Source organism: Novosphingobium sp. (genome assembly GCF_965229225.1).
Classification (GTDB): Bacteria; Pseudomonadota; Alphaproteobacteria; order Sphingomonadales; family Sphingomonadaceae; genus Novosphingobium.
On the sequence record NZ_OZ245867.1, the window covers coordinates 3157043 to 3182907 of the forward strand.

At 67.6% G+C, this 25865-nt stretch carries 30 protein-coding genes; 15 read left to right on the plus strand and 15 right to left on the minus strand.

All coding sequences use genetic code 11. The annotated features are described in order from the left end of the window. Position 1: 1 nt before the first annotated feature. Genes ACO06X_RS14690 through flgB form a run of 7 tightly spaced genes read right to left on the minus strand, consistent with a single transcriptional unit; the run spans position 2 to position 4208 of the window. Complete coding sequence (locus ACO06X_RS14690; protein WP_421836976.1) at positions 2-739, minus strand: flagellar basal body L-ring protein FlgH; 738 nt, start codon at positions 737-739, stop codon at positions 2-4. A 14-nt stretch (positions 740-753) separates the two neighbouring features. Beyond that, positions 754-1542, minus strand: a complete 789-nt coding sequence (gene flgG / locus ACO06X_RS14695) for a flagellar basal-body rod protein FlgG (protein WP_421836977.1) — start codon at positions 1540-1542, stop codon at positions 754-756. A 30-nt stretch (positions 1543-1572) separates the two neighbouring features. Beyond that, positions 1573-2313: a flagellar basal body rod protein FlgF gene (locus tag ACO06X_RS14700; RefSeq protein ID WP_421836978.1), complete on the minus strand. Its 741-nt coding sequence runs from the start codon at positions 2311-2313 to the stop codon at positions 1573-1575. Positions 2314-2325: 12 nt separating this feature from the next. Further along, positions 2326-3138, minus strand: coding sequence for a flagellar hook-basal body complex protein (locus tag ACO06X_RS14705; RefSeq protein WP_421836979.1), 813 nt, complete (start codon positions 3136-3138; stop codon positions 2326-2328). A 16-nt stretch (positions 3139-3154) separates the two neighbouring features. Continuing rightward, a complete protein-coding gene (locus tag ACO06X_RS14710) occupies positions 3155-3445 on the minus strand; it encodes a flagellar hook assembly protein FlgD (protein ID WP_421836980.1) in 291 nt (96 codons plus the stop codon). Then, on the minus strand, positions 3445-3864 hold the full coding sequence (flgC, locus tag ACO06X_RS14715; protein ID WP_421836981.1) for a flagellar basal body rod protein FlgC: 420 nt from the start codon (positions 3862-3864) through the stop codon (positions 3445-3447). The genes ACO06X_RS14710 and flgC overlap by 1 nt, the downstream gene beginning before the upstream one ends. Beyond that, the gene (flgB, locus tag ACO06X_RS14720; RefSeq protein ID WP_421836982.1) at positions 3861-4208 is read right to left on the minus strand and encodes a flagellar basal body rod protein FlgB; all 348 of its coding nucleotides are present in this window, start codon (positions 4206-4208) and stop codon (positions 3861-3863) included. The genes flgC and flgB overlap by 4 nt, the downstream gene beginning before the upstream one ends. 128 nt (positions 4209-4336) lie before the next feature. Here flgB and ACO06X_RS14725 point away from each other — a divergent pair, with 128 nt between their 5' ends. From ACO06X_RS14725 to ACO06X_RS14770, 10 genes are all read left to right on the plus strand, one after another. Next, positions 4337-5086: a MotA/TolQ/ExbB proton channel family protein gene (locus tag ACO06X_RS14725; RefSeq protein ID WP_421836983.1), complete on the plus strand. Its 750-nt coding sequence runs from the start codon at positions 4337-4339 to the stop codon at positions 5084-5086. Next, positions 5083-5526 (plus strand): hypothetical protein, encoded by a 444-nt coding sequence (locus ACO06X_RS14730; protein ID WP_421836984.1) that lies wholly within the window; start codon positions 5083-5085, stop codon positions 5524-5526. The genes ACO06X_RS14725 and ACO06X_RS14730 overlap by 4 nt, the downstream gene beginning before the upstream one ends. 58 nt (positions 5527-5584) lie before the next feature. After that, positions 5585-6091, plus strand: coding sequence for a flagella basal body P-ring formation protein FlgA (locus ACO06X_RS14735; RefSeq protein ID WP_421836985.1), 507 nt, complete (start codon positions 5585-5587; stop codon positions 6089-6091). A gap of 117 nt (positions 6092-6208) precedes the next feature. Continuing rightward, complete coding sequence (flgM, locus tag ACO06X_RS14740; RefSeq protein ID WP_421836986.1) at positions 6209-6523, plus strand: flagellar biosynthesis anti-sigma factor FlgM; 315 nt, start codon at positions 6209-6211, stop codon at positions 6521-6523. Beyond that, positions 6520-6885, plus strand: coding sequence for a flagellar protein FlgN (locus tag ACO06X_RS14745; RefSeq protein ID WP_421836987.1), 366 nt, complete (start codon positions 6520-6522; stop codon positions 6883-6885). Before flgM ends, ACO06X_RS14745 begins: the two co-directional genes overlap by 4 nt. A 65-nt stretch (positions 6886-6950) precedes the next feature. Next, positions 6951-7775, plus strand: a complete 825-nt coding sequence (locus ACO06X_RS14750) for a lytic transglycosylase domain-containing protein (RefSeq protein WP_421836988.1) — start codon at positions 6951-6953, stop codon at positions 7773-7775. A 6-nt stretch (positions 7776-7781) separates the two neighbouring features. Further along, positions 7782-9878, plus strand: coding sequence for a flagellar biosynthesis protein FlhA (locus tag ACO06X_RS14755; RefSeq protein ID WP_421836989.1), 2097 nt, complete (start codon positions 7782-7784; stop codon positions 9876-9878). Then, complete coding sequence (locus tag ACO06X_RS14760) at positions 9875-10606, plus strand: sigma-70 family RNA polymerase sigma factor (protein ID WP_421836990.1); 732 nt, start codon at positions 9875-9877, stop codon at positions 10604-10606. The genes ACO06X_RS14755 and ACO06X_RS14760 overlap by 4 nt, the downstream gene beginning before the upstream one ends. A 516-nt stretch (positions 10607-11122) precedes the next feature. Beyond that, entirely contained in the window at positions 11123-11326 is a 204-nt protein-coding gene (locus ACO06X_RS14765) for an HNH endonuclease (protein WP_421839919.1), read from the plus strand. Positions 11327-11504: 178 nt separating this feature from the next. Continuing rightward, positions 11505-12290 carry an SDR family oxidoreductase gene (locus tag ACO06X_RS14770; RefSeq protein ID WP_298193428.1) on the plus strand — a complete coding sequence of 262 codons (786 nt, stop codon included), beginning with the start codon at positions 11505-11507 and terminating at the stop codon, positions 12288-12290. A gap of 130 nt (positions 12291-12420) precedes the next feature. Here ACO06X_RS14770 and ACO06X_RS14775 read toward each other — a convergent pair whose 3' ends face one another. The 4 genes from ACO06X_RS14775 to ACO06X_RS14790 form a co-directional block, all read right to left on the minus strand. Next, positions 12421-13029 (minus strand): LysE family translocator, encoded by a 609-nt coding sequence (locus ACO06X_RS14775; RefSeq protein ID WP_421836991.1) that lies wholly within the window; start codon positions 13027-13029, stop codon positions 12421-12423. Continuing rightward, positions 13030-13722 carry a VIT1/CCC1 transporter family protein gene (locus ACO06X_RS14780; RefSeq protein ID WP_421836992.1) on the minus strand — a complete coding sequence of 231 codons (693 nt, stop codon included), beginning with the start codon at positions 13720-13722 and terminating at the stop codon, positions 13030-13032. It lies immediately after the preceding gene. A gap of 66 nt (positions 13723-13788) precedes the next feature. Beyond that, the gene (locus ACO06X_RS14785) at positions 13789-14538 is read right to left on the minus strand and encodes a L,D-transpeptidase family protein (protein WP_421836993.1); all 750 of its coding nucleotides are present in this window, start codon (positions 14536-14538) and stop codon (positions 13789-13791) included. A gap of 115 nt (positions 14539-14653) precedes the next feature. After that, entirely contained in the window at positions 14654-15454 is an 801-nt protein-coding gene (locus tag ACO06X_RS14790; RefSeq protein WP_421836994.1) for a transglutaminase-like domain-containing protein, read from the minus strand. A gap of 95 nt (positions 15455-15549) precedes the next feature. Between ACO06X_RS14790 and ACO06X_RS14795 the strand changes: the two genes are divergently transcribed. Then, positions 15550-16233 (plus strand): retropepsin-like aspartic protease family protein, encoded by a 684-nt coding sequence (locus ACO06X_RS14795; RefSeq protein WP_421836995.1) that lies wholly within the window; start codon positions 15550-15552, stop codon positions 16231-16233. On the opposite strand, the gene ACO06X_RS14800 is transcribed toward ACO06X_RS14795, so the two are convergent. Both ACO06X_RS14800 and ACO06X_RS14805 read right to left on the minus strand, forming a co-directional pair. Continuing rightward, positions 16178-17413 (minus strand): DUF418 domain-containing protein, encoded by a 1236-nt coding sequence (locus ACO06X_RS14800; RefSeq protein ID WP_421836996.1) that lies wholly within the window; start codon positions 17411-17413, stop codon positions 16178-16180. The two genes, ACO06X_RS14795 and ACO06X_RS14800, sit on opposite strands and share 56 nt — an antisense overlap. Positions 17414-17419: 6 nt before the next feature. Then, positions 17420-18556, minus strand: a complete 1137-nt coding sequence (locus ACO06X_RS14805) for an SPOR domain-containing protein (RefSeq protein WP_421836997.1) — start codon at positions 18554-18556, stop codon at positions 17420-17422. 292 nt (positions 18557-18848) lie between these two features. Here ACO06X_RS14805 and ACO06X_RS14810 point away from each other — a divergent pair, with 292 nt between their 5' ends. Genes ACO06X_RS14810 through ACO06X_RS14820 form a run of 3 tightly spaced genes read left to right on the plus strand, consistent with a single transcriptional unit; the run spans position 18849 to position 21489 of the window. Further along, entirely contained in the window at positions 18849-19577 is a 729-nt protein-coding gene (locus ACO06X_RS14810; protein WP_421836998.1) for an AAA family ATPase, read from the plus strand. A 17-nt stretch (positions 19578-19594) separates the two neighbouring features. Beyond that, positions 19595-20116 (plus strand): hypothetical protein, encoded by a 522-nt coding sequence (locus ACO06X_RS14815; RefSeq protein ID WP_421836999.1) that lies wholly within the window; start codon positions 19595-19597, stop codon positions 20114-20116. Positions 20117-20145: 29 nt separating this feature from the next. Continuing rightward, positions 20146-21489, plus strand: coding sequence for a tetratricopeptide repeat protein (locus ACO06X_RS14820; RefSeq protein ID WP_421837000.1), 1344 nt, complete (start codon positions 20146-20148; stop codon positions 21487-21489). Between the two features lie 76 nt (positions 21490-21565). On the opposite strand, the gene ACO06X_RS14825 is transcribed toward ACO06X_RS14820, so the two are convergent. Then, positions 21566-22795, minus strand: a complete 1230-nt coding sequence (locus ACO06X_RS14825; protein WP_421837001.1) for a dihydroorotase — start codon at positions 22793-22795, stop codon at positions 21566-21568. Continuing rightward, on the minus strand, positions 22792-23832 hold the full coding sequence (locus ACO06X_RS14830; protein WP_421839920.1) for an aspartate carbamoyltransferase catalytic subunit: 1041 nt from the start codon (positions 23830-23832) through the stop codon (positions 22792-22794). The genes ACO06X_RS14825 and ACO06X_RS14830 overlap by 4 nt, the downstream gene beginning before the upstream one ends. An 84-nt stretch (positions 23833-23916) precedes the next feature. Between ACO06X_RS14830 and sppA the strand changes: the two genes are divergently transcribed. After that, the gene (sppA, locus tag ACO06X_RS14835; RefSeq protein WP_421837002.1) at positions 23917-25812 is read left to right on the plus strand and encodes a signal peptide peptidase SppA; all 1896 of its coding nucleotides are present in this window, start codon (positions 23917-23919) and stop codon (positions 25810-25812) included. The last annotated feature ends 53 nt before the right edge of the window (positions 25813-25865 follow it).

Below are 25865 nucleotides of genomic sequence, written 5' to 3' on the forward strand. Positions count from 1 at the left end.
ATCAGAACGGGTTGATCACGCTGAAGAACTTCGACAGCCAGCCCTCGCGGCTGGCGCGGCCGACCGAGCCGTTGCCGGTGTAGGTGACGCGCGCATCGGCAACTTGCGTGGAACGCACGCGGTTGTCCGCATCGATATCGCCGAGGCGGACGATGCCCGAGACTTGCACCCATTCCTGGCCCTGGCTCAGCAGCAAGCGCTTTTCCCCTACAACGAGTGCCGTGCCATTGGGGCGGACTTCGGCGATGGTGACGGAAACCTCGCCGCCGAGCGTGCTCGTCTGCGTGGCATTCCCCTGACCGTTGAACGACGATCCGCCCGAAGCTTTAAGGGCGTTGGGATCGAGGAAAGACAGCGGGCCGGCGCTGGGCGGGACCACGTTGAAGGCACCGTTTTTCTGCGTCTTGGATGCGGCGCTCTTCGAGGAGTTGAGCTGTTCGGTGAGGATGATCGTCAGCGGATCGCCCACAGCATGGGCGCGGCGCCCTTCGGCGAGGCCGGTATAGCCCGCCGAGACGTTGAAGATTGCACCGTCCGCGGGGCGCGGTGCCTGCGCGACAGGGAGTACGGGCGCGAAGCCTTCGGCCGGGCGCGTCGGGCGTCCATGCGCCTTGCCGGACGGCACGATCGCGGCGAGCACCACGGCGGGCGGCACGAGCAGGCAGGCGAGCAGGCGCAGGCCGAGCGGTTTGCCGTCTGCAGACGCGCGGAAGGCGGCTTCGAAGGGAGAGTCCATCATGGTAGGGGCTTCCGTCAGAGAGTCTGGTTGGCGTTCTTGAGCATTTCGTCGACCGCCGAGATCATCTTGGAATTGACCTCGTAGGCGCGCTGGGTCTCGATCATGTCGACCAGTTCCTCGACGACATTGACGTTCGAACTTTCGAGGAAGCCCTGTCGGATGCGCCCGCGGCCGACTTCGCCGGCGATGCCGATCTGCGCGGCGCCGCTGGCGGCGGTTTCGGTGAGAAAGTTGTCGCCGCCCGCCGCAAGGCCCGCCGGATTGGCGAAGCTGGCGATGGTGATCTGGCCGAGCTGCGAAGGCTCCGCCGTGCCGGGGAGCGTGGCCGAGACAGTGCCATCGGGCGCGATGGTGATCGAGGTGGCGCCTTCGGGGATCGTGACCGGCGGCTGCACGACATAGCCTTGCCCGGTGACGAGCTGGCCTTCGGCGGAGCGGCTGAAATTGCCCGCGCGGGTATAAGCGAGCTGGCCGCCCGGCAGGCTGACCTGGAAAAAGCCATCGCCATCGAGCGCGAGATCGAGCGCATTGCCGGTGGGCTGCACCGGTCCCTGCGTGGAAATCCGCGTGGTCGACTGGATGCCGACGCCAGTGCCGAGATTGAGCCCGGTGGCATAGGCGGTCTCGCCCGAGGACTGCTGCCCGGCGGTGCGCGCATCCTGATAGGCCATGGTCGCGAAGTTGGCGCGGTCACGCTTGAAGCCGGTGGTGCCGACGTTGGCGAGGTTGTTGGCGATCACGCGCATCCGCGTGTCCTGGGCTTCGAGACCGGTGCGGGCGACGTGAAGGGCGGAGCTTGGCATGGGATCTGGTCCTTGGTTTCGCGGGGGCTATCAGGTGAGGCGCATCAGGCCGGTGCCGCCCTCATCAAGCTCCTTCGCGGTGGAAATGAGCTTGGTGCGCATGTCGAACAGGCGCTGCGCCTCGACCATTTCGACGAGCACGCGGGTGGGCTCGACATTGGATTGCTCGAGGCTGCCGGGCTGGAGCTTCGCTTCCTCGTCCGCCGGGAGTGCACCGCCACCGGGGACACGGAAGAGGCCGTCGAGCCCCTTTTCGATGCGCGAGCCAGCGGTGCTGACGAGCTTGAGGCGGCCGACTTCCTGCGGCGGCTGGTCCGGGTTCTCCGGCGCGGCGGCGAGCACGCGGCCATCGGGGGCGATGGATATGCGCGCACCGGGGGGTACGGTGACCGGCCCTGCGTCGCCGATCACCGGACGGCCATCGCCGTTGGTGAGCACACCGCTCGCGTCGACCGCAAGATCGCCGCGCCGGGTATAGGCTTCCTCGCCGTCCGCGCCCTGCACGGCGAGCATGGAGCGGCCAGTGAGCGCGACGTCGAGCGGATTGCCCGTCTCGATCACCGCGCCCTGCTTCATGCTGGCGCCGCGCACTTCGCCCCGCGTCATCGCGCGGGCCTCGATGCTGGGGCCTTTCAGCGTCATCGGATCGGCGTTCAGCAGCTCGGCGCGAAAGCCGATGGTCTGCGCGTTCGCCATGTTGCTGGCGATCACCGCTTGCGTGACCATCGAGCCGGTGAGGCCGGAGTAGGCGGTGTAGATCAGGCGGTCCATCGACGTTCAGCCTCAGGTGTGCATGTTGATGATGGTCTGCGAGATCTGCGAGGCCGTATCGATCGCCTTGGCATTGGCTTGGAAATTGCGCTGCGCGGTGATCAGGCCGACCATTTCTTCCGAGAGATCGACGTTCGAGCGTTCGAGCGCGCCCGAGAGGATGCCGCCATAAAAGCCCGAGTCCGGCTGGCCATACGTGGCGGCGCCCGAGAGGCCGGTGGCGCTCCAGTTGGCCGAGCCTTCCTGACGCAACCCGCCGGGAGAGATAAACGTGGCGAGCGCGACCATGCCGATGGGGGTGTTGGTGCCATCCGCGTAGGAGGCCGTGATCGCGCCGTTCTTGCTGACCGCGATGCCGGCATATTGCGCGCCGGCGGCGTTGACAGCGGGCACCTGCACCGATTGCGGGGTATTGCTGGTGACGGCGCCGGTGGCGTCCGTGGGGAAGACCTGCAGCCGGTTGCTGCCGCCGCGCACGAGATAGCCGTTCTGGTCGATCTCGAAGCCGCCGTTGCGGGTGTAGAGCGTATCGCCCGAGAGAGCCGACTTCGTGGTGAAGAAGCCATCACCATTGACGACGAGATCGAGCGCGTTGCCGGTCTGCTCGACCGGGCCCTGCTTGAAGTTCTGGTTGATCGCCTCGACCGTGGCGCCGATGCCCATGATGAGCTTGGGATTGGTGAAGGCGCTGCCCGCAACGATATCGGCAAAGGCGACCGTGCTCTTCTTGAACCCGTTGGTTTCGGCATTGGCGATGTTGTTGCTGATCACGCCGAGATCGGTCTGGGCGTTCTTGAGGCCGTTGAGCGAAGTGTAGAATGACATTGGTGGGGGTCCTTTCTCAGATCTTCAGGCCGGTGAGCTTGTCGAGCTTGGCTTCGATCGATTTCAGCGTGTCGGAGCTGCTGTTCGCGGCGGAGAGGCTGGAGAACTGGGCGAGCTGGGCGAGCATCTGGCTGTTGTCGACCGGCGCGGTGGGGTCCTGGTTCTGCAGCTGCGCGGTGAGCAGCTTGATGAAATCGTTGGCGCCCAGCGCGCCGAAACCGCTTTTTGCGGTGCTGACGGCGGCCTTGGCGGCGGAGGACGCGGTGGAGGCGGCAGTCGCAGCGGTGTAGGGATTGATCGGGATCATCACTTCATCCTCATCGTTTCGAGCATCAGCTGCTTGGCGGTCTGCATCGCCTCGACCACGTTCTGGTACTGGCGGGCGCTTTCCATCATCTCGACCAGCTCGGCGTTCTCATCGACCGGGGCTTCCCAGACATCGCCGTTGGCATCGGCGAGCGGGTGATCGGGATCGTGCATGCGCACCGGGGCGGCATCGCTGCGGTAGACGCCGGCGACGCGCACCGTGGCGAGCCCGCTCGAGCGGTCCAGTTCCTCCGCGAACACCGGACGCAAGGGCCGATAGGCCGCGTCCTGGCTGGCGGCGACATTGCCGGCATTGGCGAGGTTGGAGGCTGAGGCGTTCATCCGCACCAGCTGCGCCGACATGGCGCGGGCGGTGACGTCGAACAGCGAGAGGGGCTGACCGGTTCCTGCCATGCTCATTCGCCCTTGATCGCGCGGGTCAGCGTTTCGACCCGGCCGCGGATGAACGAGAGCGTGGCGGAGTAGCCCACCGCGTTTTCGGCAAAGGCGGTCTGCTCGGTCGCCATTTCGACCGTGTTGCCATCAAGGCTGGGCATGACCGGCATGCGGTAGCGCGTCGCGGCGGACATCGCCTGCGCTTCGCTCGCGCCGCCGCTGCGCGCCTTCAATGCGGCGGCGAAATCGATGTCCCTGGCCTTGTAGCCGGGCGTGCCCGCGTTCGCGAGGTTGGAGGCGAGGAGCCCCATGCGCTGCGAGCGCAAGGTCAGCGCCGCGCCGTGGATGCCGAAGAGAGTGTCGCTCATGGTCTGTGGCCTTGAAGACGGTTTTTCCTGCCATGGGATCAGCAAGGGGCGTGCCAAACGCGCAGATGCTGCCGGTTGGCGGGGGCAACCGGCGCCCGACCGGCAAGCGCTTGCCGGGTGGCGGCAAAATGCTTCCGATCGCTCTGAAGTCCGGACGCGGGCTGCCGTTCTGGGATGACGAAGGAGCGAGGCAGGCAGCGATGGACTTGGCGCATATGCTCGACCCCGTGGCGGCGGGCATTGTCATCGGCGGAACGCTGGGGGCGACCGCCCTGCGCAGCGGCGTGGCGGATTGCCAGGCCGCGCTGGCGGCGCTGGGCGTGCTGCTGCGACCGCGCTTTCGCGGCGATCTGATGCGCGGTGCGCTCGCGCCGATGGTCGCGCAGGCCGAGCGGGAGGGCCTGCTGCGGACGAGCCTGAGGCCAGGCGGCGATAGCGCGATCGACGCGGCGCTGACCGCGCTCATCCAGACCCGCAGCCTTGCCGCCTTTGTCAGCAGCGATGATGCCGCGCGTGAAACCCGCGCGGCATGTGCGCTGCGCGCCGTGCGCACGCTGGCCCTGGGGGCGGAGCTGTCCCCGGTGTTCGGCCTCGCCGGAACGCTCGTTTCGCTCAGCCAGCTGCCGGCCGAGGGCCTCGCGCGCGGGGCCTTCATGGGCGCGATTTCGATGGCGGTGCTCACCACGCTTTACGGCCTCTTGCTCGGCAATCTGGTGCTCGCGCCGCTCTCGCGCGCGGTGGAGCGGCGTGTGGAAGCCGAGGAAGCGGCGCGGCGCGAGATCGCCGACTGGCTGATCGCGAAGTTCGCCCCGGCTTGTCCGCCGGTGCAGGCGGGTGGCAGCGCGGCCAGGCGCGCCTACTTGCGCGAGGTGCCATGACTGCACCGCCGCACGGGCTTTATGGCGCGCCGATCGCGATGCCGTGGCAGACGATCCTCGCCGATCTGGCGCTGATCCTGTTCATGATGACGGCCGCCGCGCTCGCCAATTCGCCCGATGGGCCGCTGCTGCCGAACGGTCCGAAGCCGGTGCCCCAACTGCGCCCGCTTGCGCCGTCTGCGCGCGGAGAGCCGGTCGGCGTGTGGCGCGATGGGCCGGGATCGCCCGGCCTCGCCGAATGGCTGGCGCAGCAGGCGCGTGATCCGCGGCTAAGGGTCTCGATCCTCGTGCGCCATGTGCCGGGTCATGAGCGGGCGGCGCTGGCGCGGGCCGAGGCGCTGATGGCCAGGGCGGGTGCGCGCGGCGCGGGGGCGCGGATCGTGATCGAACCGGGCGGCGAGGACGGCGCAAGCGTTGCGCTGGCCTATGATGCGGAGTGAGGTGGCATGATGATTGCACCGATGGGGGCATTGCTCCCTCTTGCGAAAGCCCTCTGCCATGGCCGCTCTTCGACCTGCTCTCCTTGCCGCGCTGATGCTGGCCCCGCTCCCGGCATTCGCGGCACCGCTCACCGACCTTGCCGCGATCGACACCGCAGTTGCAGCCTTTACCGGGCAGCAGATCGGTGTGCCGGGCGGCGCGACGCAGCCCGTCGATCGGCGGCTGCGGCTGGCAGCGTGCAGCGCTCCGCTGGCGCTGTCCTGGTATGGCTTGGCCGAGACGAGCGTGCTGGTGCGCTGTCCCGATGCGGGTGGCTGGCGCGTCTTCGTGCCGGTGAGCGCGGCGCGGGCGGTGCCGACGGCGGCGCCTGCCGCCATGGCCGTGATGCGCGGCGAGGGCGTGACGGTGAGCGTGCAGGGCGATGGCTTCACCGTCTCGCAGCCGGGCGAAGCGCTCGAAGCCGGTGCGGTGGGCGCGTGGATCCGCGTGCGCACAGCAGCCAAGGCCGATCCGCTGCGCGCCCGGGTGGTGCGGCCCGGGCTGGTTGAGCTGCCGGTAGATTGAGGACCGAGGCGGCGAAGCGCTGCCGCTTGCTGCCGCATCCTGCAAAATTTTTCCGCCCCTGCTTAAAGTCTCCCCGCAACGGCCGTTCTGGTTTGCAGGAAACGCGAGGAGCGGACCATGTCATCCTTTGAAATCGGTGCAGCGCGCCCGGTCAGCGCGGTGCCAAATACTGGGCAGGTCACTAGTGTTGGGACCGGCGGCAAGCCCGTCCAGACCGAAGCCACAGCTGAAAGCCCCAGGGCACCGGCTGCCGCAGCTGCCGCGCCGCAGGTGGAAACCAGCGATGCGGTGAAAGCAGGCGCCGCCCCGGTCGACCGGGAGCGGGTCTCGACGATCCGCCATGCCATCGAGACTGGTACATACCCCGTGCTCCCGACCAAGATCGCCGATGCGATGATCGCGGCCGGGATGCTGCTGAGGAGCCCCAAGTGAGTGCAGTTGTCGATACGGTGCAGCCGATCCGTCGTCCGATCGATCTGCGCGATACCTTGCGGCAGATGCTGGCCGTTCTGGAAGACGAGCGGCAGGCGCTTGCCGGGCTCGACGTCGACGCGATCATGGGCTGCGCGGTGGACAAGAATGCCCTGTGCGGCCGTCTCGATACGACCGCGCCTGAGGCGATCGACGAGGAATGCCGGGGCCTGCTGGAAGCGGCGCGCCGCGTGAACGAGGCCAATCGCCGCGTGCGCAACCTGATTGCGGCCAATGTTTCGGCGCGTCTGGATGCGCTGACGGGCCAGCCGGCGCTCTACCGTGCGCAGGCGCCCCATGCCCGGATCATCCGCGCGCGCTGATTTGGCACGCTGCTTGCTAAAGACCTTCCGGCTGCCGTGTGACGGTGGCCTGGAAAGGGACCCAAGTGAGCGAGCCTTCGACGATTGCTGCCCCGATTGCTGCCCCGATCGCTGCAACACCGGTGCCGCGCCCCACGCCAGACGTGAGGGGCGCGATTGCGCGTGCGGCGGCGGCGACCGGCACCGACTTTTCCTATCTCATGGCGCAGGCTCGGCTCGAATCCGGGCTCGATCCGCAGGCACGCGCGGCGACTTCGAGCGCGGCGGGGCTCTATCAGTTCACCGGACAGACCTGGCTTTCGATGCTGGACAAGCACGGCGCCGAGCTTGGCATTTCCGGCACGGGGGCTGCGTCCTCGCGCGCGCAGCTCCTTGCGCTGCGCTCCGACCCCGAACTTTCCGCGCTGATGGCGGGGCAGCTTGCCAATGACAACCGCGATTTCCTCTCCGGCATGCTCGGCCGCGATCCCGATGCGAGCGAGCTCTATCTGGCGCACTTTCTCGGCGCGGAGGGAGCCGGGCGGTTCCTCGGCGCGCTGGGCAGCAACCCGGCGCAAAGCGCCGCAGCGCTGCTGCCCAAGGCGGCGGCGGCCAACCGCGGCATCTTCTTCGGGCCTGCCGGCGCGCGATCGGTGGGAGAGGTCATGGACCTGCTGCGCGGGCGGATGACAGCTGCGATGAACGCGCCGGACAGCCCGCTGCCCGCCTATGCCGCCGCATCCGAAGCACCGCGCGGCGGGCCGATCCAGCAGGCGTTCGATGCGGCAGCTGGCCCTCACACGCGCTCGATGGCCGATACCCTGCGCGAGGCTTTCGCGCTTGCGCAGCCGGGCGCGGCGCCCGCCCATGTCCGCGCGGCCTATGGCCAGCTTCGAGCGCTGGGGGTCTGACCGGCCATGATGAAACGCTTCGGCCAGCCCGGCGCGCTCGCGCTTCCCGGCGGCATCCTGATCCTGATCGCGCTGATGATCATGCCGATCCCCTCGTTCCTGCTCGACGGGTTCTTCGTGCTCAATATCGCGCTTTCGGTCGCGATCCTGATGGCGGCGATGAATGCGCTGAAGCCGCTCGATTTCTCCTCGTTCCCTTCGGTGCTGCTCTTCGCGACGCTGCTGCGCCTTGCGCTCAATGTCGCCTCCACGCGCATCGTGCTGGTCAACGGCCACGAAGGCGGCGCGGCGGCGGGGCATGTGATCGAAAGCTTCGGCGAATTCCTGATCGGCGGTAATTTCGCGGTCGGGCTGTTCGTGTTCATGATTCTGATGATCATCAACCTGATGGTCGTCACCAAGGGTGCGGGCCGCGTTTCGGAAGTCTCCGCGCGCTTCACCCTCGATGCCTTGCCCGGCAAGCAGATGGCCATCGACGCGGACCTTGCGGCTGGCCTGCTGACGGCGGACGAAGCCAAGGCGCGGCGGCGCGAAGTGGCGACCGAGGCCGATTTCTATGGCTCGATGGACGGTGCCAGCAAGTTCGTGAAGGGCGATGCCGTCGCCGCGCTGCTGATCCTCGGCGTCAACATCATCGCGGGCTTCTGCCTTGGCATGCTGAGCCACGGGCTGACGGCGCAGGAATCGGCGCAGCGCTATATCACCCTCGCAGTGGGCGATGCGCTGGTGGCGCAAGTGCCCTCACTGCTGCTCTCCATCGCCGCCGCCGTGATCGTGACCCGCGTTTCAGACACGCGCGACCTGGCGGGCCAGATTGGCGGGCAGTTTGCTTCGCCCAGCACCTGGCTGCCGGTTGCGGTGATCATGGGCGCCATCGGGATGATCCCGGCGATGCCGCAGATGGTGTTCCTGCCCGCTGCCGGGATGGCCGGATATATCTGGTGGAGCCTTAAGAAGCGCGAGGCGCGTCTCGCCGTGCCGCCGCCGGTAGTGGTGGAGCAGGTGGACCCCGCGAAGATCACGCTGGAGGAGGTATCCGACCACACGCTGGTGACCATCGAACTGGGCTACGGCCTCGTCCATCTGGTCGACGAGAAGCGCGGTGCGCCGCTGGTGGCGCGCATTACGGGGGTGAGGAAGCAGCTTTCGCAGAGCTTCGGCTTCGTGGTGCCGCAATTCCGCGTGCGCGACAGCCTCGATCTCATGCCCGATGCCTATCGCATCGTGCTGGGCGGCGTGGCGCTGGGCGGGGCGAGCATCAAGGCGGAGAAGGTGCTCGCCATCGATGCGGGCGAGGCCAATCCCGATCACAGCTTGCGCGGTGAGGCGACCACAGATCCCAGCTTCGGCTGCCCGGCGATCTGGATCGAACCCGGTCAGCGCGATCACGCGATTGCCGAGGGGTTCCTCACCGTCGATGCCTCCACGGTCGTCGCGACGCATCTCAACCAGCTTTTGGGCGAACGCCCGCAGGCGCTGCTCGGGCCGGATGAAGTGCGCGCGATCCTCGAAGGCGTGCGCGAGCGTTCGCCGGGGCTGGTGGAGACGGTGCATCCCGCGCCGATCACGCTGGGGGCGATGACCCGGCTGCTGCATGCGCTGCTGGAAGACGGGGTAAGCATCGCGCATCCGCTGCCGATCCTTTCCGCGCTCGCCGAAGCGGTGCTGCAGACGACCGATCACGAGCGGCTGGTGGACCTTGTCCGCGCCGATCTTGGCGGACTGCTGGTGGCGCGCATTTGCGGGCCGGGCGAGCGGCTGGCGGTGCTGACGCTCGATGGCGCGCTCGAACAGATGATCGTGGGCGGGATGCACGATCCCGTCACCGGGCAGCCGGTGATCGAGCCCGATCTGGCGCGCTCCATTGGCGAACGGATTGCCATGATCAGCGCAGAACGCGGGCCTGCCGCGCCGCCCATGGCGCTCATTGTCCAGCCGCGTGCCCGCCGCGCGCTCGCTGCGCTGCTGCGCGCCCGCGCGCCGCAATGCGCGGTGCTGTCCATTTCCGAACTGCCGCCGAGCCAGCCGATCGAAGTGATCGAAGTGGTCGGCGCGGCTGAACCCGATCCATCCGCAATTCCCCCACAGGATCTTGCCGCATGAACCATGACCACCGCAGCTTCGCCGCCGCGCGCGCCTATCAGGGCGGCACGGCGGACCGCATCCGCCGCTTCCTGCCGATGGTGCGCCGCCTTGCCTGGCACGTCCACGGCTCGGGCCGCGCGGGCATCGAGATCGAGGATCTGGTGCAGGCGGGGCTCGTCGCCCTCACCGAATGCGCGCAGAAACACAACGGCCCGACCGAAGACGGCTTTGCCGCCTATGCCAAGCTGCGCGTGCGCGGCGCGATGGTCGATCTGGTGCGGCGCTCCACGCCGCTTTCCCGCGCGGCGAGCGACCGGCGGCGGCTGCTGGCTGGCGCGGCGCAGGCGCTGTCGACAACGCTGGGCCGCGCGCCGAGCGAGGACGAACTGGCCGAGGCGATGGGCATGACCACCGCCGCGCTCGGCGAACTGCGCGCCGCGAGCGAGCCGATGCGCTTCGAGCCCATCGACGACACCTATTCGGACAGCGACATGGCCTTTGCCGACGACCGGCCGGACAGCTTCGAGATCATTGCGGACGAGCAATCGCGCGCCTCGGTTGTCGCAGCCATTTCAGGACTGCCGGAGCGGCTGCAAAGGGTGATCCAGCTCTACTTCGTGGAGGAACTGAACCTCGCGGAAATCGCGGAGGTGCTCTCCGTCAGCGTGCCGCGCGTGCACCAGCTGAAAGCGCAGGCGCTGGATAAGCTGAGGGCGGCGCTGGGGGATGAGTTTGATGTGCTTTAGGGGTGGGTGCGATACCGATCTGCTTTGATGCGATTTCTCATCGCTGCACTTTGCGTCGAAAGCAGGTTTGCATATGTTGATCTAGTGACTTTGCGCCATTGCCTCGCCGACCCGCACCCCGCTATTTACCAAGCTGCGCGTCGATTGGCTTCTGCAACTCATGCTCACTTGATCGGTGACCGAGGAGAAGCGATCCGCCTCTTAGTTCTGGCAGATGATCCCAAGGTGCGCGAATACACTGAAATGGTTTGGGGAGCCGGTGGGCGGCAGAGGTTTGGATTTGTCACGGTGGCTAACGCCGCACCAGTGTTGGTCAAAGCTGATAGACCGGTTCCTAGGATGCCAACGAAAGAAACCTACGCGGAACTTATAGCCCGCGATGGTTTTCATTGCCGCTTTTGCGGGATTCCCGTCGTCCCGATGGAAACTCGGAAGTTACTTTGCAGAATCTATCCCGAAGCGGTTTCATGGGGTGCGACCAACATATCACAACATGCTGCACTCCAATGTATGTGGATGCAGTTCGATCATGTTTTGCCGAATAGTCGAGGCGGATCGAGCGATCTCGACAACATGGCGATAACTTGTGCACCCTGCAATTTCGGCAGAATGGAATACACCTTAGAGGAAGCGCGCTTATCTGATCCAAGGTTGGAATTTCGGCGTGATACGTGGGACGGATATGGACAATGGGACGGGCTGCGGCTCCTCCATGCCTAGCCTGCCATGCTGGCCCGTTGGTTTGGGGAACACTGCCGAACTGCCATTGGCCCACCATCCCCCTCTCCCCTCTCCTTCGACAAGCTCAGGATGAGCGGGGGAGAGGGCTTTTAGCACTTGTGGCACTTGCACCGTCTCCCGCACCTGCTTAATCGCGCGGTTAAAGGAGAACGATGCCATGAAGATCGAACAGGGTATGGCTGCCGTCGTGACCGGCGCGGCTTCGGGTCTGGGGCGGGCGACTGCCTATGCGCTGGCGGCGGCGGGCGCGAAGGTTGCCATTTTTGATGTGAACGCCGAGGCGGGCGAGGAAGTGGCCAAGGCGATTGGCGGGCTGTTCTGCCATGTCGATATCACGAGCGAAGAGTCGGTGGTCGAAGGGTTCGCCAAGGCGCGCGCGGCGCATGGGCAGGAGCGGATCACCGTCCACTGCGCGGTGGTGCACCGCAAGGGCAAGACCGTGGGCCGCAACAAGGAAACGGGCGAGTTCACCCGCCTTTCGACCGAGGACTATGCCTTTGCCGCGAACGGCGTGCTGATCGCCAGCTACCGCGTGGCGAGTCTTTCGGCGCTGGGCATGGCCCATGCCGAACCGCTGGAAGGCGATGGCGAGCGCGGCACGATCATCCTGACGGGTTCGGTCGCGGCGCAGGATGCGCAGATCGGGCAGGTGGCCTATGGTTCGCTCAAGGCGGGCGTGGTCGGCCTCGTGCTGCCGATGGCGCGCGATCTGATGGACCTTGGCATCCGCGTCAACGCGATCCTGCCGGGCATCTTCGATACGCCGCTGCTGGGCCGCGTGCCGGAGAAGGTGCGCGCGGGCCTCAATGCCTCGGTGCCGTTCCCCAAGCGGCTCGGCCTACCGGAAGAGTTTGCCAGCCTTGCGATGGAGCTGGTGCGCAACTCCTACTTCAACGCGCAGGCGATCCGGCTGGATGGCGGCATCCGGATGGCGCCGCGGTAAGTACTGCACGCCCGGTTGGTATCGTCGGCCCGTGCTTGACACCGGCGTTGGCTTCTTTTTCGGGCGCGGCGCTGGAAGAAGAGCCCAGCCACACGTCGAGCACGGGGCGACGGTTACAAGGTGTTGTGGCCTAGCCTGATTTGATCGCCAGAAACGAGGCTGCGACGCCCAGCATCACGACGGCAAAGCCCCGCCTTACCCATTTGGTGCGCGCGGGGTCTGCCAGCCAGGTCTGCGCGCGGCTGCCCGCCAGCACGATGGCGAGGTGGATCGCGGTGGCGATGCCGGTGCTGACAAGCGCGAGGGTCAGCGCTTCGGTGAGGCCGAGCGTGCGGCCGCCGAGGAACTCCGGCGCGACGACCACGAAGAACAGGTAGGCCTTCGGGTTCAGCAGATTGAGCAGCGCGCCGGTGGCGAAGGCGCGGCGCGTGGCGGTGGGCGGCGGGGCTTTTTCCGCGCCGCGCCATGCCTCGATCGCGAGCCAGACCATCATGGCCGCGCCTGCGACGCGCAGGACGTGGAGCAGCGCGGGCATGGCCTTGAGCAGCGTCGCAAGGCCCAGCGCGGCGAGCACGCCGTTGGCAAGGAGGCCCAGCGCGACGCCAGCGACGGCGGAGAGGCCGCTGCGCCTGCCTTCGGTGGCGGCGAGACCGGCGAGCCAGGCCATATTGGGGCCCGGGGTCAGCTCGATGAGCAGGACCGCGAGCGCGAAGCCGGTAAGGTCGAGTGTTCCTGCCACCTAGACAGCCGTGCCCACCAATCGGCCGATCCCCGCCGTGATCGCCATGGCGAGCGCGCCCCAGACGACGACGCGCAGCACCGGTTTGCCCATTGCCGCGCCGCCCGCGCGCGCGCCGAATGCGCCGAGCAGGGCAAGGAACAGGATCGAACCGGCGGCCGTGCCGGTCACCATGAGCCCCAGCGGCAGGAATGCGGCCAGCAGCAGCGGCAGGAACGCGCCGCCGGTGAACATGGCGGCAGAGGCCATCGCGGCGAGCACGGGCTGCGCGGCGGTCGTTTCATTGAGGTGCAGTTCGTCGCGCGCGTGGGCGCCAAGTGCGTCCTTGGCCATCATCTGACGGGCGACTTCCTTCGCGGTCACCGGATCGACGCCGCGCGCCTCGTAGATCGCGGCAAGTTCGCTCTGTTCGCTCGCCGGATCGGCGGCGAGTTCGGCGCGTTCGCGCGCGAGATCAGCGGCTTCGGTATCGGATTGGCTGGAGACCGAGACATATTCCCCCGCCGCCATCGACATCGCGCCCGCGACAAGGCCGGCTGCGCCTGCGACCAGCAGCGCCTGCCGTTCCGCGCCCGAGGCGGCGACGCCGAGGATCAGGCTGGCGGTGGAGACGATGCCGTCGTTGGCGCCGAGGACCGCTGCGCGCAGCCAGCCGATCCGGCTGACAAGGTGGCGTTCATCGTGGGGTCGCATGCGCTTTCTCCTTAACCCGTCCATGGCCCTCATGGGCCTGCTGGGACAGGAGAAAAACGATTCAGATCAAGAATCGCGGCTCGCGGCGACGGAGGGGCCAGTCGGCGCAGCGGCCTGGTTCTCGATGATCGGTTGGCCAACGCCGAGGCGCTTGCCATCGGTAATGATCACCTTGTCGCCGAGGGTCGCAATGCCAAACAAGCGCTTGGCGAAGCCATCGGGCACGCCAATGCAGCCGTTGGTGGCATAGCCGCGTTCGACCTTGCTGCCGTGGATGGTGATCCCGTCGCTGGTGAGGCGCAGCATCCACGGCATCGGCGCATCGTAGATGTTGGAGACGTGATCGGCGTCCTTCTCGCTGATCGGGAATACGCCGGTGGGGGTGGGCTTGCTGCCATAGCCCTTGAGGATGGCGGCGGCGCCGATCTCGTGCCCGTCGCGGAAGACCGAGATCGTGCGCGCCTCAAGATCGACGGTGACGACGACAGGTCCGGTGGCGGCGGCGCGTTCGTCCCAGAAGTACTGGCCGAACTTGATCGGTTCATCGATCTTGAGGATCGACTTGACGACGAAGGCGCTGTTTGCGGGAGCCGGTGCGGGGGCGAGCGTGGCGGGCTTGGCCAGCGGCGCGGTTGCCGGGGCGGCGGCGACATGGGCTTCGGCCTGCGATCCGCCGAACAGGACCTGCGCCACGTCCTTGCCGACATGGAATGCGAGCAGCGAGGCGAGCGACATCGCGATGAAGCCGAGCGGCGCGCTGACCCAGCGGGAGCGCAGCAGATCGATCAGGCTCTTGGCGGATGACGACGCAGGCATCTGGGACAACGCTCCTTTCGCGTCCCCAAATAGCGTAAACGAAGGGGTTGGCGAGCGCCATTCCAGCCGCGTCCCGCCTAGGGACGGCGCGGGCTGCCGCCCTTAAGGAGTGTGGTTAACCCGCCGTGACCGCACGCACTTCAATCGCCAGCTGGCGCAGATCGGCCTGGCCGAAGCTGGTGAGGAAGCTGGTGTCCGCCGCATCGCGCCCCACTGCGATCCGCGCGAACGAGGCGGCGTCGGCCATGCCGGTCGGGTCAACCATATGCCAGCCCCCTGCGCCTTCCGCATTCGCCAGCCACACTTCCGCCACCGCGTGGAAATCCTGAGGCTTGACCCAGGCCCCGTATCCGCTGGCAAAGCGCGCCGGGATTGCGGCGGCACGGGCGAAGCAGATCAGCGTATGCGCATAATCCCGGCACACCCCGCGCCGCTCGACAAAGCTGTCGATCGCAGTGGTCGAGGCATTGCTCACGCCGGGCACATAGCGATAGTGCGCCGCGATCCAGTCGCGCATCGCCGCCACTTTCGCCCCGCCCTCGAATGCGGCAAATTCCTCGTCAACGAATGGTGAGAAGCGGTTGGCCGGGCAATAGCGCGAGTCCATCAGATAGGGCACCGTCTCGCCCGGCAGGCGGTGCGGTGGCAGCGCGGCGAGCGTTTCCATCGGCACCGGGCGGCCCAGCACCTCGACCTGAGCCGCATAGGTCACCGTGCAATCGCCCTCCTGATGCAGCCAGATCCGTTCGCCAATCCCGTCCTGCGCGGGCACACGCGAAAAATGGCCCGCGTGTGTGCTATCGAGCGTGCTCGCGAGGAGCCGCTGGTCGGCCGTAGCGGCGGCTTCGATCTGGAGAAGACTGTCGGTCGGCTCTGCGCAGTGCCAGGTCAGGCGGGTCGTGATGGAAAGGTGCATGGGGTGCCCGGGGCGAGGCCGTGATGGCCGCAGCGCATTGGTGGTTAGGACGGGTTTCAGCATGATGAAAGGTTCGCGTGGGTAATGGGTTCCGCATGACGCAGATTTATGCCTGGTTGGAGCAGGGCGCCCCTTGGCTGGGGCAGCTTTCGCCGCTGTTTGCCGCGACCTGTGCGGCGCTTGCGCTGGTGGCCGTGGGCGGTGCGCTGGCCTCGCGCGGGGGGAGGATCGGCGGGGCGGTGCGCTTTGCGGGCAACCTGCTGATGCTGGCGGTGTTCGCCCTCGCGGTCATGCGCTTCGTGCGGATGGACCCCAGCTTCGATGCAGCGCTCCACAGCATCGGCGGGCCGGCTCAGACCGTCTCTGGCGGGGAGACGCGCATTCCGCTCGCCGCCGATGGGCACTATTGGATCAAGGCGCAGCTCAACGGAGTGCCGCTGCGGCTGATGGTCGATACCGGCGCTACGGTGACGGCGCTTTCGGGCGATGTGGCGGCGGCTGCGGGGGTCGAGCCCGACGTGATGCGCCCGCAAGCGTCGGTGGAAACCGCGAACGGCAGCGTCACCGCGTCCCCCGCACGGATCGATGAACTGCGTTTCGGATCAGTGGTGGCGCGCGATCTCGATGCCATCGTCATGCCAGCGGAGGGCGGGCCAAACGTGCTGGGGATGAACTTCCTGACCCGCCTCAAGGGCTGGCGGGTGGAAGACGGCGTGCTGATCCTCACGCCGCATCGGCCGCAGGTGGAAGCGGTGACCGAGGAACCCCCAGCCAGGTAAGCCTGCGCCACAGCGCCTCGAGCGGGCCTTGCCCGAAGCGGGCGAGCCACCAGCGCGGCCATGCGAGCATCAATACCCAGCCTGCCAGCACGACGAGCGGCAGCGCGGCGCGAGGCAGCACGCCGCCCAGGCCAAAGCCCCAGCCGGCGAAAAGCGCGCTCATCACGAAAGTGGTGCCGAGGTAGTTGGTGAAGGCGCAGCGGCCTGCGGCGGCGAGGCGCGTGCCGGCAGCGTTCTGATTCACGCGGGGCCATAGCAGCAGCAGCGCAGCGAGATAGCCCAGCGTCATCGCAAGGTGCGGGATCGCGGCGAGCGAGCCCATGATGGCGAACATCGCGCCGGGCGGGAACCCGTGCAGGGCAGCCCAGCCGATCAGCGCGGCGCTCATCGTGCCGCCGCCGCCGATGCCGATCACCGCCATCCGGCGCAGCGTGGCTTGCGTCCATTCGCCGGTGAACAGCCCCATGCGCAGCAGCGCCATGCCGAGCAGCATGAGCGGAAAGGTCTCGAAGAAGGTCGCGCCAAGGTTTGCGAGCGGGAGGAACGGTGCCGTGGTGAGGCGAATTCGCACCGCTTCGAGGAAAGGGGCGTGGAGCACCTGGCTGTCGGCGGCGATCGAGGCGGCGATGCGGCCCATCATCGCGGCCTGTTCGGCGGCTTCGGCGGGGGAGCCGTGGCCCGCCAGCACGCGGCCTTCGGTGGCGATTGCGGCGATATCGCCGATCATTTCAAGCCCATGGCTCGCGAGGAAGAGGAGCAGCGCGCTTGCCGCCAGCGGTTCAGGGGCGAGGCGGCGCAAGGCAAAGGCGAGCATGCCGCAAACCGCATAGGGCAGGAGAATATCCCCCCACCACAGCAGCGCATAATGCGCATAGCCGAACAGCATCAGCAGGATCAGGCGGCGCACCTGCATGAGATCGGGATTGGCACCGCGCCGCTCCGCCGCATCGGCAAACAGCATCATGCTCGCCCCGAACAGCAGCGTGAACAAACCGCGCATCTTGCCTTCGAACAGGACGTAGGCGGCGGTGAACCATACTGCGCCGCCACTTTCGAGGTGGGGCATCGCGGGGCTGAAGGTGGCAAGCAGCGGGCCCCAGAACCCGGTCACGTTGATCGCGAGGATGCCGAGCACGGCAACCCCGCGCACGAAATCAAGCGCGCCGATCCGTTCGGGCATTTGCCGTCAGGGCGCCACCACGAGGCAGGCGAAACCTCCGGTCTTGAGCGCGGCGCAGGCGCGCGCCGCGCCGTCCTGCGAATAACCGGTGGCCAGCAGGCGTGTCGCCGTGCCGGGCAGATCCTGCCGGGCATGGCCGGCGATCTCGGGCCGCCCTCGCACGCGCGCCCACAGCGCATCGGCATTGGCCTTCACGCCGAACGCGCCGAGCTGGATGCGATAGGCCCCGTTGCCGGAGGCAGATGCCACAGCAGCCGGCGCCGGTTTGGGCGACGCGGGCTTCGGCGCGGGCTTCGGCGCAGCGGGCTTCACCGGCACCGGCTTTGGCTTTGGCGTGGCGGCGGGTTCCATCGGCGGCGGCAGATAGGCCGCGGCGGGTTCGGCATGGGAAGAGGGCGGAAGATCGACCTTCTCGATGGTGCCCGGCGGGGCCTTTGGCGCAGGTGCCGTCCGCACCGGAGCGCCTTGCCCGCCTAGGTCTGCTGCGGCGAGTTCGCGCCCGCGCGCATCGGCGGCCTTCTGTTCCAGCTCGCTGGCGAGGCTGACGCCCATCTGGCGCTGCGCCAGCGGGATCGTCTGGTTCATCGTGGCAAGGCTGCCGGTCGCCTGCGCGAGACCGGCAGCAGCCGCCCGCGTCATCAGGGCATAGGCGCGCACCCAGTCCTTGGGCGCATAGTCGCCATTGTAGGCGGCGATGCCGAGCACATACATCGCGCGCGGTTCGCCTCGATCTGCGGCGGACTCCAGCCAGGGCATCGCGGCCTCGTGACGGTTCGTCTGGAACAGCAGGATGCCGTAGTTGTCTGCCGCCGCGATGTGGCCGAGGCGGGCGGCTTTGCCATAATAGGCCTCAGCCCTGACGAGATCCTTGGGTACCCCGCGACCGAGCTTGTAGGCCTGGCCGAGGTTGAACAGCGCATCGGCATCGCCCATGGCAGCAGGGATCTGCCAGGCTTTTACCGCCGCTTCGTAATTTCCGGCTGACCACGCATCCACTCCGGCCCGCACCGCCGCGGCGCTGGCCGCATCGGGAGGCGTCGGCGCCGTTTGCGGCATGCCTTGCGCGGCGGGCGCAGCCGAAGCGGGCTGCATCATGCCCGAAAAGCCGAGTCCCGCCGCCACAAGGAGAGCAAATCCGCGCATGTCCGGTCGATTCTCCCTAGGAACTCGTTGCCTGAAAAGCAGGGTTAACGATGCCGCGCTGCATTGCAGTGCGCAAGAACAACCGCGCACGCTCATCACACCCTACTGCATCTAAGGTAATTAGCGTAGATGGTTAATACAGAAAAGACAGCATCTTGGCGCCGGATCAGGGGGTGCCTTGCGCAAAATCACGTGCATCGGATGCCGCGATGTTAACCAAAATTTGAGGGTCTTCTGCGATCCCCGGGCAAGAGACCGTTCCGTTTGTTCGTCTTGCCCATAGGGGGGTACATTGCGCGTATTGGCTTTGGCATCGCAGAAGGGAGGGTCCGGCAAGACGACCTTGTCCGGTCACCTTGCCGTGCAGGCGCAGCGCGCGGGCGCTGGTCCCGTCGTCCTGATCGACATCGACCCGCAGGGTTCGCTGTCTGACTGGTGGAACGAGCGCGAGGCCGAATACCCGGCTTTCGCGCAGACCACCGTGGCGCGCCTTGCCGGCGATCTGGCCATTCTACGCCAGCAGGGCTTCAAGCTGGCGGTGATCGATACCCCGCCCGCGATCACCATGGCGATCCAGTCGGTGATCTCGGTCGCCGAACTCATCGTCGTGCCGACGCGGCCGAGCCCGCACGACCTGCGCGCCGTGGGTGCCACCGTCGATCTGTGCGAGCGCGCGGGCAAGCCGCTGATCTTCGTGGTCAATGCCGCGACGCCCAAGGCGCGGATCACATCCGAAGCCGCTGTCGCGCTTTCGCAGCATGGCACCGTCGCGCCGATCACTCTGCATCACCGCACCGATTTTGCCGCTTCGATGATCGATGGCCGCACCGTGATGGAAGTCGATCCGCGCAGCAAATCGGCCGCCGAAGTCGAGGCGCTGTGGACCTATGTTTCCGAGCGGCTCGAGAAGAATTTCCGCCGCACCGTGTTCGCGGTGCCGCAGCCCGGCCATGCCGCGCACTCCATGTCCGGCGCACCGCGCGGCGCAGGTGGCTTCGGTCGCCGCGTGATCGGCTCCTGAGCGAAGGACGCCGAAGCATGAGCGAACCCAAGCCCTTCGCCTCGCTGAGCCCGAGCCTGCTTGCCCGCAAGGGCGCGGCCCGTCCTGCGATGCGTCCGCAACTCCTCCCCCTGACTGCGGAAGACCGCCAGTGGATGGGCTTCGGCCCGGCCGCTGCTGCCGATGATCTGGGCTGGAACGATCATGGCGAGGACTTCGCCCCGGCTGCGCCGGCCGGCGAAGTTGTCGCGATTGCCGCTGATGCGGTTCCCGAGCCTTCGCAGCCCGAAGTGCTGCGGCAGATCGAAACGCTGGCCGACATGCTGAAGGTGCCGGCTCCGGCGGCCTCCGCACACCGCCGAGAACGCGGCACTGCGCTCAAGGAAGGGCGCAAGGCGGCCTTTACGCTGCGGCTCGATGCGGCGCGCCACTTGCGTCTGCGCCTTGCATGCACGCTGGATAACCGCAGCGCCCAGCAAATCGTGGTCGAGGCTCTCGACCGTTTCCTCGAAGCGAAGCCCGGTCTCGACGACCTTGCTCGCCGTGCCCTTCGTTCCTGACGCAAGCATTTCAACCGGGACTTCACGCCATGACCACCGCACACGACAGCAAGACTGACCGGAAATCCGCCTACAGGATGGCCCGGATCTGCGTGACCACCGCGTTGGCGGCCGGTCTTCTCTCCGGTTGCGCCGCAGGCGGACCGAATCACGCCAAGTTCGCCTCCAATGCGCAGACCGCGCTTGGCAAGGGCAGCACGGAAAAGGCGATCGGGCTGGCCGAACAGGCCGTGCTCGCCAGCCCGCGCAATGCGGCCTATCGGACGCTGCTGGGCTCTGCTTATCTGCGCGCGGGCCGCTTCGAGGCGGCGCGTCAGGCGTTCGACGAGGCGATGCAGCTTGGCGAGGACGGCGGCAAGGCTGCGCTGAGCCTCGCGCTGGCCGATATCGCGCTCGGGCGCGGCACCGAGGCGGTCGATACGCTCAACACCTATCGCGACAGCATTCCGGCATCGGACTACGGCCTTGCCATGGCCATGGCCGGGCAGACCCAGACCGGCATTGCCGCGCTGACCGACGCGCTGCGCGGCGGCGAGAACACCCCCAAGGTGCGCCAGAACCTTGCCTATGCCTATGCGCTTGATGGCAGCTGGAGCGAAGCCAAGCTGATGGCGCAGCAGGATGTCCCGGCGGACAAGCTCTCCGAGCGCCTGCAGACCTGGGCCTTCATGGCGCGCCCCGAAGACACCCGCCGCCGCGTGGCGAGCCTGCTCGGCGCGCCGGTCAATGCCGATGGCGGCCAGCCGACTGCACTCGCACTGGCAAACTTCCCCGAGGCGCAGAAGCTGGCCGAGGAAGCTGTGGCGATGTCGGCAACCCAGCAAGCGGCAAGCGGTGATGCGGCGGAACTCGCCAAGGCAGCGGCGACGGAAATGCCTGCGCCCAAGACCGATGCTGCGGCACCCCAGCCGACGCTGGCCGATGCCTCGAGCGCGCCGACGAAGGCGAAGATCGCTGCAATCGACCTGCCGCCTTCGGCCGCTGCTGCTGCCCCGGCGCCGCAGCAAGTGGTTTCGCACCCGGTGGTCCAGCCGGTGCATGGTGCTCGCAGCGCGCAGGCTTCGGCCAGCGCAAAGGGCAGCCATGTCGTCCAGCTCGGTTCGTTCGCCTCCTCCGATGGCGCCCAGCGCGCCTGGCGTCACTTCACCGCGCGCAACCGCAGCCTGGCCGGCTATCACAGCCAGATCACACAGGTTGCCGTCAACGGCCGCCAATTCTGGCGGGTGCAGGCGGTGGGCTTCACCGGCTTCGCTTCGGCGCGGCAGATGTGCCAGTCGGTCAAGGCCAAGGGCGGCGTCTGCCTCGTGATGGCCGACCCGGCGATGGTTTCGCCGCAGGGCCGCCCGACGCCGACGCGCATGGCGCAGCGCTAAACGTCACGCCTTTGCGTTGTTGCCGGCCCGCTCCCCAACCGGGGGCGGGCCGGTTGCGTTTCAGGCCCGGTTCGCTTTAGGCGATGCGGCTGCCGCCCTTGAACAGGGCGGTGACGCGGCCCTCGACCGGGCGGCGATCGAAGGGGGTGTTGCCCGCAGTGGCCGCCATCTTGCTGCGATCGACGATCCACGGCCGTTCGGGCTCTACCAGTGCCAGATCAGCCTCAAGGCCGACCTCCAGCCGCCCGGCTGGAACGCCGAGCAGCGCGGCGGGATTGCCCGCGAGGAGCGCGAAAGCGCGTGCCAGATCGATCCTGCCATCGCGCACCAGCGTCAGCGTGAGCGGCAGCAGCGTTTCGGCGCCCGCCATGCCGGGTTCGGCATCGGCGAAAGGCAGGCGCTTGTCTTCCGCGCCGCGCGGATCGTGGCCCGAGGCGATGACGTCGATCGTGCCATCAGCAACGGCAGCGATCACCGCCTGCCGGTCCGCATCGCTGCGCAAGGGCGGCGAAAGGCGGCAGAACGTGCGGAAATGCGCCAGTTCCAGATCGGAGAGCATGAAGTGCGCCGGGGTGACGCCAGCCGTCACGCGCACCCCGCGTGCCTTGGCGGCGCGGATAAGATCGAGCGCGGCGGCGGTCGTGACCTGCCGCAGATGCAGGCGGCAGCCGGTGAGTTCGGCGAGCGCGAGATCGCGCGCGACCGCCAGCGACTCGGCTTGTGCAGGGGCAGATGGGAGGCCGAGCCGGGTCGCCATTTCGCCCGCCGTGGCGACGGCGTGCCCGGTGATCCCGGCGTCTTCGGCATGGGTGACGAGCACAAGACCGAGCATCGCGCAGTAGCTCATCAGGCGGTGCATCACGCCCGAATCGGCGATCCAGCGGCGCCCGGTGGCAACGGCTTTTGCGCCGGCATCGCGCATCAGTGCAAGTTCAGCGAGTTCCGCGCCTTCCAGCCCGCGCGTCGCAGCGGCAAGCGGGTGGACCCACATGTCGGGCTTGCCCGATTGCGCGGCGAAGCGGACGCGGGCCGGGTGATCGAGCGGCGGTCCCTGATCGGGCATCAGCGCGGCGCGGGTGATCCCGCCGAAGTGGAAGGCGGGCTTGTCGATGGCGAAGACGCCGAGATCGACAAGGCCGGGGGTGATCAGCGCGCCCTTGGCATCGAGCACATCGTCACCGGGTTCGGGTCTGATATCGCCGAGTGCCACGATGCGGCCATCGGCAACGCGCAGCGCGCCCGTCTGCGCCGCGCCGGCGGGGAGGACCAGCCGGCCGCCGGTGATGGTAAGCGGACGGGGGGTCATGCCGCGGCTCCTTCTGCGGAGGCCCAGCCGGGAACGCCCCGCGCGCGGCGGGTGAGCACATCGAGGCAGGCCATGCGGATCGCGACGCCGCTCTCGACCTGACGCGTAATGAGGCTGCGGGTCGGATGGTCGGCGACCTGGCTGTCGATCTCGATCCCCCGGTTCATCGGGCCGGGATGCATGACGAGGACATTCGGCGGCAGCTTGGCAAAGCGGTCAAGCGTGAGGCCGTAGAGGTGGCGGTACTCGCGCGGGGAGGGGATGAACTGGCCCGACATGCGCTCCTGCTGGAGGCGCAGCATCATCACGATGTCAGCCTCTTCTAGCGCGGCGTCGAAATCGTGAGTGGGGCGCACGCCCATCGCCGCGATTTCGGCTGGCATCAGCGCGGGCGGGGCGCAGACGGTGACGTCAGCACCGAGCGCCGTCAGCGAGAGGATGTTCGAACGCGCGACGCGGCTGTGCAGGATATCGCCGCAGATCGTGACCTTGAGGCCGTTGAGATCGCTGCCTGGCGCGAGGGCCAGCGCATGACGGATGGTCAGGGCATCGAGCAGCGCCTGGGTCGGGTGTTCATGGCTGCCGTCGCCCGCATTGAGCACCGGGCAATCGACCTTGTCGGCAATGAGCTGCACCGCGCCCGAACTGGCGTGGCGGATCACGATGGCGTCCGCGCGCATGGCGTTGAGGGTCATCGCCGTGTCGATCAGCGTCTCGCCCTTTTTCACGCTGCTGGTGGCGGCATGCATGTTGACCACATCCGCACCGAGGCGCTTGCCGGCGATCTCGAACGAAAGCAGCGTGCGCGTCGAGTTTTCGAAGAAGGCGTTGATGATGGTGAGGCCGGAGAGCACTTCGGCGCGCTTATGGCGCTGGCGGTTGAGCGCAAGCCACTGTTCGGCTTCGTCCAGCAGGTAGAGAATCTCGTGCCGCGCGAGGTGGGCAATGCCGGTGAGATCGCGGTGCGGGAAGGCCAGGCCGCCTTCGGGATATCGGCCAAGCGCCCGAGCGCTGGCTGCAGGGTTCGATTCTGTCATCGAAACCATGCCCCTAGTGCGCCTCTTGGGGTCGCTCAAGTGTTTCGGCTGGCATCCGCCCCTCGTGAGACCTAGATATCCCCCATGAAATTCGCCCGCTCGGTCTGGAAGATCCTCGTCGCCATCAAGGACGGCCTCGTGCTGCTCCTGCTCCTGTTGTTCTTTGGCGCGCTCTATGCGCTGCTGACGCTGCGGCCGACGCCCGGCGCGGTGCAATCCGGCGCGCTTTACCTCGCGCTGGAAGGGCCGGTGGTGGAGGAACGTGCGCGGTTGAAGCCGATGCAGCTGCTTTCGGGCGGCGGGCCCTCCAAGGCGGTGCAGGAGCGCGATGTGGTGCGCGCGATCGAGGCGGCGGCGGGTGACGAGCGGATCAAGGCCGTCGTGCTCGATCTTGAAAGCTTTGCCGGCGGCAGCCAGGTGGCGATGACGCGCATCGGTGCGGCGATGGACAAGGTGCGCGCGGCGAAGAAGCCGGTGCTGGTCCGAGCGGGACTCTATACCGACGACAGCGTGCAGATCGCGGCGCATGCGAGCGAGGCCTGGGTCGATCCGCTGGGCGGCGCGCTGGTGGCGGGGCCGGGCGGCACCAATCTCTATTTCAAGGCGCTGCTCGACCGCCTCAAGATCAAGGCACATGTCTTCAAGGTCGGCACCTACAAGAGCGCGGTGGAGCCCTTCACCCGCGAAAACGCCTCGCCCGAGGCGAAGGAAGCACTCGGCGCGGTCTATTCCGCGCTGTGGGAGGCCTGGCAGGCCGATGTGAAGAAAGCGCGGCCCAAGGCCGATATCCAGCTGGTGACAAGTGATCCGGTGAAGTGGATCTCGGCATCGGGCGGCGATGCGGCCAAGGCGGCGGTGGCCGCCGGTCTGGTTGACCGGATCGGTGACAAGGTGGCGTTCGGCAACCGCGTGGCCGAGATCGTCGGCAAGGATACGGCTGGCGGTGAAGGCGCGTTCAAGGGCACCGCGCTCGCCACCTATCTCGCCGACCAGACGCCCTCGACTGACGGCAAGGCCATCGCTGTGGTGACGATTGCGGGCGATATCGTCGACGGCGACGCAGGGCCGGGTAGCGCTGGCGGTGACCGGATCGCCGTGCTTGTTGATAAGGCAGCGGCCAGCGGGGACTACGCGGCGCTTGTCGTCAGGGTCGATTCGCCCGGCGGATCGGTGACTGCGGCAGAGCGTATCCGCGCCGCGATCGCGCGGATGAAGGCGAAGAAGATCCCTGTCGCGGTTTCGATGGCAGGCCTGGCGGCGAGCGGCGGCTACTGGGTTTCGACACCGGCAGACCGCGTTTTTGCCGAGCCGGCGACGATCACCGGCTCGATCGGTATCTTCGCGATCATCCCCAGCTTCGAGGAAGCGCTGGGCAAGGCCGGGATCGGCACCGATGGCGTGCGGACCACGGCGCTTTCGGGCCAGCCCGATGTGTTCGGCGGCTTTTCGCCCACAGCTGAGGCGGTGATCCAGCAGCAGATCGATTCGGGCTATGCGCGCTTCGTCAGGCTCGTTGCCGATGCGCGGCACAAGACCCCGGCAGAGATCGACAGAATCGCGCAGGGGCGCGTGTGGGACGGCGGCACCGCGCGGCAGCTTGGCCTTGTCGACGAGTTCGGCGGGATCGATGCGGCGCTGGCCTGGGCGGCCAAGGCGGCGGGGGCCACGACCTGGCATCCCGTCTACCTCGGCACGGCAGCCGATCCGTTCGGCGCGCTGCTCGATCAACTTGCCGATAGCGAGGCGGACAGCGCGCATGTGCTTGGGACGCCAGGCGGCGCCAGCGATTTTGCCGCGCTCACGGCCCAGCGGCAGGGCGCGCTCGCGCAGCAGCTTCTGGGCGATCTTTCGCGGCTGCTGGGCGGGGCCGGGGCGCAGGTATACTGCCTTGAATGTGCCGGGATGGCGCCGTCTGCGGAGCCGGTGGCCACCCCTCCCGCGAACACCTGGCTGGCGCTGCTCGGGCGGATTGCAGGATAGGGGCAACCGCTTCCCGGTAACACCTTTTGGCAAGGCTTGCCCTTTGCCCGGCG